Here is a 4,442-nt window from a genome sequence, read left to right on the forward strand (position 1 = left end):
CGACCAGCGCGCCGCCCGAATTGCCCGGATTGATGGCCGCGTCCGTCTGGATGAAAAACTGATAGTCGGAGATGCCGACCTTGGTGCGGGCGAGCGCCGAGACGATGCCGCTGGTCACGGTCTGGCCGACGCCGAACGGATCGCCGATAGCGAGGACCAGATCGCCTACTTCGAGGCCGTCGGAATTGGCGAACGCAATGGAGGGGAAGGTGGTGTCTCGACCCTCGAGACGCAGCACCGCCAGATCCGTCTTTTCGTCTTTCAGGATCAACTCGGCGGGAAACTCGCGTCCGTCATTCAGCGCGACGGTGATCTCGGACTCTCCGCTGCCGCGGATCACATGATAATTGGTGACCACTACCCCCTCGCTGCCGACGATGACGCCCGAACCCAGCGAGTTCTGGATACGCTCGCGCGGCACGCCGAACTGCTCGCCGAAGAAGCGGCGAAAAAACGGATCGCTGAAGAACGGCGACACCTGTTGCTGGACCCGGTGGCGCACATAAACGTTCACCACGGCGGGCGCCGCCTGCTTCACCACCGGGGCGAAGGACTGCTTGATGGCCGCCTGGCTCTTGGGCACCACGCTCTTTGGCGCCACGCTCTTGGGCACCGCGTCCTGGGCCTGGGCGGTCCCCGCCAGACCCAGAAGCAGGGCCGCGCAGAGCAGCCAGAAATTGCCATTCTTACTGCTGAGATTTTCCAAAAACGTCATCGCTCGCCCTGTTAGGCATCGCCAAGGAGGCCAAAAGTACAGCTTCGATATACCAGCACCGGGAGACCGTCTCCCAAAGAAAACTGGCCTTCTTGCGGCGAAAATCCAAGGGAACGCGGTTGCCGCTCAAGAGGTTTGAACTAAGATGCCCCACCGTCGGCGGTAACTTGCCGCCTGCAGCACAAAAAAATGGAGAGAAACGCATGCGTGTTTTCAAGCTGACCCTGGTTGCTCTGGCCGCCACCTTCGCCTGGACCGCCGCGGCGGAAGCGATCGAGGTCAAGAAGCGGAGAGAAGCGCCCGGTAAGCCCGCCGAAGTCTGGGCCGTGGTTGGCGATTTCTGCGCCATCAAGGACTGGCACCCGGCCGTGGCCGAATGCGAGCAGATCGAGGAAGGCGGCGATACCTTCCGCATCCTTACGCTCGGTGACGGCGGCAAGATCAAGGAGAAGCTGACCGACAGCGACGACACGAGCTACAGCTACGAGATTATCGAGGGACCTCTCCCGGTGAAGAATTACAAGGCGACGCTCGAAGTGGGCGAGGACGACGAGCCCGACCGCGTCGAGATCGAATGGGAGGCTGAATTCGATGCCGACGGCGTGGAAGACGCCGAGCACGAAGACCATCTCCGGCATCTTCAATGACGGCGTGACCGGCATCAAGAAGAAGGCCATCGCCGCCTACGACAAGCGCGAAGCGGCCGCCGCAACCCCGTCTCCAAGGGCCGCGACCGCTCCGAGGATGAGGACCTGAACTAGGCTCCGAAGTTCAGCCCGGAATTGAAAAAGGCGCGTCGCTGGCCAGCGGCGCGCCTTTTAATTTGCTCGATGAAACTGACGCTTGCGGTGAACCGCTACGCGGCGGCCTGCTCGCCCGCGTCCTCGCGCTCCTGGGTCGGACCGGAGTCGAGACCCTTGGCGTCCTCGTCGCGGTCCACCAGCTCGATGACCGCCATCGGCGCGGAATCGCCGTAACGGAAACCCGCCTTCAGCACCCGTGTGTAGCCGCCCGAGCGGTCGGCATAGCGCGGGCCCAGCGTCTCGAACAGCTTCGCCACCATGACGTCGTCGCGCATGCGGGCATAGGCCTGACGGCGCGCATGAAGGTCGCCGCGCTTGGCGAGCGTGATCAGGCGGTCGGCGACCCGGCGCAACTCCTTCGCCTTGGGAAGCGTCGTCGCGATCTGCTCATGCTTGATGAGCGCGTTTGCCAGGCTCGACAGCAGCGCGCTGCGATGCGTAGGCGTCCGGTTGAGCTTCCGGCCTGCTTTGCGGTGACGCATTATTCTCCCCTTCTCGGAGCTCGTAAGGCCGCAGACTGCGCGGCCTGAATTCTAGTAGTGGTCCTCAAAGCGCTTGGCCAGCTCTTCGATGTTTTCCGGCGGCCAATCCGGCACTTCCATGCCGAGATGCAGGCCCATGGAGGCAAGCACTTCCTTGATCTCGTTGAGCGACTTGCGGCCGAAGTTCGGCGTGCGCAGCATCTCGGCTTCCGTCTTCTGGATCAGGTCGCCGATATAGACGATGTTGTCGTTCTTCAGGCAGTTGGCCGAACGGACCGAGAGCTCGAGCTCGTCGACCTTCTTGAGCAGCGCGGCGTTGAACACGAGCTCGGGCTGCCGCTCGTAGGTCTGCTCCTTCTTCGGCTCCTCGAAGTTCACGAACACCGACAGCTGGTCCTGAACGATGCGCGCGGCGAGCGCGATCGTATCCTCGGGACGCACGGAGCCGTCGGTCTCGATCTCCATCGACAGCTTGTCGAAGTCGAGGATCTGCCCTTCGCGAGTGTTCTCCACCTTGTAGGAGACCTTGCGCACCGGACTGAACAAGGAGTCGACCGGGATAAAACCGATCGGCGCATCGTCGGGACGATTGCGCTCGGCCGGCACATAGCCCTTGCCGGAAGCCGAGGTGAACTCCATGTGGATCGCGGCGCCCTCATCGAGCGTGCAGATCACATGCTCCGGATTGAGGATCTCCACCTCGGAGCCGCCCTGGATGTCGCCGGCGGTGGCCACGCCCGGGCCCTCCTTCTGGAGCACCATGCGCTTGATGCCCTCGGAGTGCTGGCTGATGGCGATTTCCTTGATGTTGAGGACGATGTTGGTCACGTCCTCGCGCACGCCTGGAATCGACGAGAACTCGTGCAGCACGCCGTCGATATGCACCGAGGTGATGGCCGCGCCCTGGAGCGAGGACAGCAGCACACGGCGCAAGGCGTTGCCGAGCGTCAGGCCGAAACCGCGTTCCAGCGGCTCGGCCACGACCGTGGCGAACCGCGCCGGATCACGGCCGGGCGCAACGTTGAGCTTGGTGGGCTTGATGAGATCTTGCCAGTTCTTTTGCAGCACCGGGGTCGCCCTTTCTTGATCGTTGAGCGGAGCTGACTGCTCCGGCTTGCGAATGTCTTCGTCCAGCATCTGGGGGTAGCCTGCCTTTCGGGTTAGACGCGACGGCGCTTGCGCGGCCGGCAGCCATTGTGCGGGATCGGCGTCACATCGCGGATCGAGATGATGTTGAAGCCCGAGGACTGGAGCGCGCGAAGCGCCGACTCGCGGCCCGATCCGGGGCCCCGCACCTCGATCTCCAAATTCTTCATGCCATGCTCGGCCGCCTTCTTGCCGGCGTCCTCGGCGGCGACCTGCGCCGCGTAGGGCGTCGATTTACGCGACCCCTTGAACCCCATGGCACCGGCCGAGGACCAGGAAATCGCGTTTCCTTGCGCGTCGGTGATGGTGATCATCGTGTTGTTGAAGCTCGCCTGAACGTGGGCGACGCCCGAAGTGATGTTCTTCTTTTCGCGGCGACGGACCCGCGTCTTTTCCTTGGCCATGCTCTATTCCCGCAATTCACGAATTGGCGCCGGCCAGACCCCGAAGACGGAGCTCGGCCGCGCGTTGAGCGTCTCTACTTCTTCTTACCGGCAATGGGTTTGGCCGGGCCCTTACGCGTGCGCGCATTGGTGTGCGTCCGCTGACCGTGGACCGGAAGGCCACGGCGGTGCCTTAAACCGCGATAACAACCAAGGTCCATTAAGCGCTTGATATTCATGGATACTTCGCGCCTGAGGTCGCCCTCGACCACATAGTCGCGGTCGATGACCTCACGAATCTGAATGACTTCGGATTCGGTCAATTGGTTCACCCGCCGCTCGGACGGGATGGAAACTTTGCCGCAGATATCCTTGGCATAGGTATCGCCAATGCCATGGATATAGGTCAGCGCAACCTCGACCCGCTTATTGGTCGGAATATTCACGCCTGCAATTCGGGCCACGTCGTCGCCTCCTCGCGCACGCGCTAACGTGCTGAAATTAAAGCCAGATTTCCTATCGGAACACAACGAGACCGACCGCGGACAGGCACTACCCCCGGGACGGTCAGTCCATCAAGCAATGTGACGCCGTTATTTAGCGATTCCGCTTGACAAGGTCAACTGGTGGAAGAACCAGCGGGCCCTGAATCACGTTCACGCTCCATCCAGCGCCTGGTCGATCTCCTTCTGCACCGTCTCAATATCAGCCATGCCGTCGACGGCACTGACCTTATCCTGCGCCTTGTAATAGCCGATCAGGGGCTCGGTTTGAGCGTGATAAGCCTTGAGGCGCTTCCGTACGACCTCCTCGGTGTCGTCGGCGCGCCGGCTGAACTTGGTGCCGCCGCACACGTCGCACACGCCCTCCACCTTCGGCGTCTTGAAGAGCTCGTGATAGCCTCCCCGCAGGC

General features: G+C 62.3%; 7 protein-coding genes. 1 reads left to right on the forward strand and 6 read right to left on the reverse strand.

The window, feature by feature from the left end; genetic code table 11:
• The coding region (locus tag AUC71_RS05900) for a trypsin-like peptidase domain-containing protein (RefSeq protein ID WP_141701482.1) at positions 1-715 on the reverse strand (715 nt) is incomplete at its 3' end.
• 203 nt (positions 716-918) lie between these two features.
• Here AUC71_RS05900 and AUC71_RS05905 point away from each other — a divergent pair.
• A complete protein-coding gene (locus AUC71_RS05905; RefSeq protein WP_069623525.1) occupies positions 919-1,362 on the forward strand; it encodes an SRPBCC family protein in 444 nt (147 codons plus the stop codon).
• 209 nt (positions 1,363-1,571) lie between these two features.
• On the opposite strand, the gene rplQ is transcribed toward AUC71_RS05905, so the two are convergent.
• The 5 genes from rplQ to AUC71_RS05930 all read right to left on the reverse strand — a co-directional run.
• Positions 1,572-2,000, reverse strand: coding sequence for a 50S ribosomal protein L17 (gene rplQ, locus AUC71_RS05910; RefSeq protein WP_069623526.1), 429 nt, complete (start codon positions 1,998-2,000; stop codon positions 1,572-1,574).
• Between the two features lie 51 nt (positions 2,001-2,051).
• Positions 2,052-3,068 (reverse strand): DNA-directed RNA polymerase subunit alpha, encoded by a 1,017-nt coding sequence (locus AUC71_RS05915; protein WP_069623529.1) that lies wholly within the window; start codon positions 3,066-3,068, stop codon positions 2,052-2,054.
• 92 nt (positions 3,069-3,160) lie between these two features.
• Positions 3,161-3,550 (reverse strand): 30S ribosomal protein S11, encoded by a 390-nt coding sequence (gene rpsK, locus AUC71_RS05920; protein WP_069623527.1) that lies wholly within the window; start codon positions 3,548-3,550, stop codon positions 3,161-3,163.
• A gap of 74 nt (positions 3,551-3,624) precedes the next feature.
• Positions 3,625-3,993, reverse strand: a complete 369-nt coding sequence (gene rpsM / locus AUC71_RS05925) for a 30S ribosomal protein S13 (protein ID WP_069623528.1) — start codon at positions 3,991-3,993, stop codon at positions 3,625-3,627.
• 192 nt (positions 3,994-4,185) lie between these two features.
• A partial coding sequence (locus AUC71_RS05930) for a nucleoside monophosphate kinase (protein WP_193427020.1) occupies positions 4,186-4,442 on the reverse strand: 257 nt, incomplete at its 5' end.

The sequence above is a fragment of the Methyloceanibacter marginalis genome (genome assembly GCF_001723295.1).
Classification (GTDB): Bacteria; Pseudomonadota; Alphaproteobacteria; order Rhizobiales; family Methyloligellaceae; genus Methyloceanibacter; species Methyloceanibacter marginalis.

What these genes read in the sequence shown, in the direction of transcription:
- AUC71_RS05905 (WP_069623525.1), top strand. Translation starts at nt 919, where the DNA reads ATGCGTGTTTTCAAGCTGACCCTGGTTGCTCTGGCCGCCACCTTCGCC.
- rplQ (WP_069623526.1), bottom strand. Translation starts at nt 2,000, where the DNA reads ATGCGTCACCGCAAAGCAGGCCGGAAGCTCAACCGGACGCCTACGCAT.
- rpsK (WP_069623527.1), bottom strand. Translation starts at nt 3,550, where the DNA reads ATGGCCAAGGAAAAGACGCGGGTCCGTCGCCGCGAAAAGAAGAACATC.